At 69.1% G+C, this 670-nt stretch carries 2 protein-coding genes; both read left to right on the plus strand.

What is annotated here, in order from left to right; translation table 11 throughout:
• On the plus strand, nucleotides 1-316 hold a 316-nt coding region (locus GVL52_RS31535), incomplete at its 5' end, for a LysR substrate-binding domain-containing protein (protein WP_244619324.1).
• Nucleotides 317-462: 146 nt separating this feature from the next.
• Nucleotides 463-670: hypothetical protein (locus GVL52_RS31540; RefSeq protein ID WP_210254119.1), on the plus strand; the 208-nt coding region annotated here is incomplete at its 3' end.

The raw sequence follows: 670 nt of genomic DNA on the forward strand, positions 1-670 counted from the left end.
CACGCGGCGCGAGGACCTGCGCCACCATGCCTTCGTGAGCTACGTGGACGATCTGCTGTTCACCAAGGAGCTGCAGTTCCTCGACCAGCTGGTGCCGCCCGAGCGCTTCGCGTTCCGCAGCACCAGCGTGACCGCGCAGTACGAAGCCGTGCGCGCCGGGGCGGGCCTCGCCGTGCTGCCGGCGTTCCTGGACGACCGCGACCCGCTGCTCGCCCGCGTGCTCGAAGGAGAAGCCCGCTTCACACGCACGTTCTGGATGAGCATGCCGGCGGAGGCGAATACCAGGCGCGCACCCAGGCGGTCTGGGGTTTTCTGAAGGACGTGGGGCAGCAGGAATCCGCCCGGCTGATGCCGGTCTAGGGGCCGCCGGCACCGCAGGCGCTGCCACGGCGCCGTGGACAGGTGTCAAATAATCGTTAATGGAATGCATGCTCGCCGAAGGCACTCCCTATGGATGCTGGCATGCCATCATTCCAACTTCCTGAGGACAACGAGGAAGGGCAGGGCAGGGCCAAGGCCGCAGACGACGGCATGGCCGCCCCGATCGAAGAGTGCTCCACACCCCCGCAGCCAGCGCCGCGGGGGTGTGGAGCAGGGCGTGCGGAACCCCGGGGTGCGGAGGGTGACGGGCACGGGCGCAGAGGCCGCATCGGCGCCGACCAGCGTTCGC

Source organism: Rhizobium sp. 18055 (genome assembly GCF_902706285.1).
Taxonomy (GTDB): Bacteria; Pseudomonadota; Alphaproteobacteria; order Rhizobiales; family Rhizobiaceae; genus Rhizobium.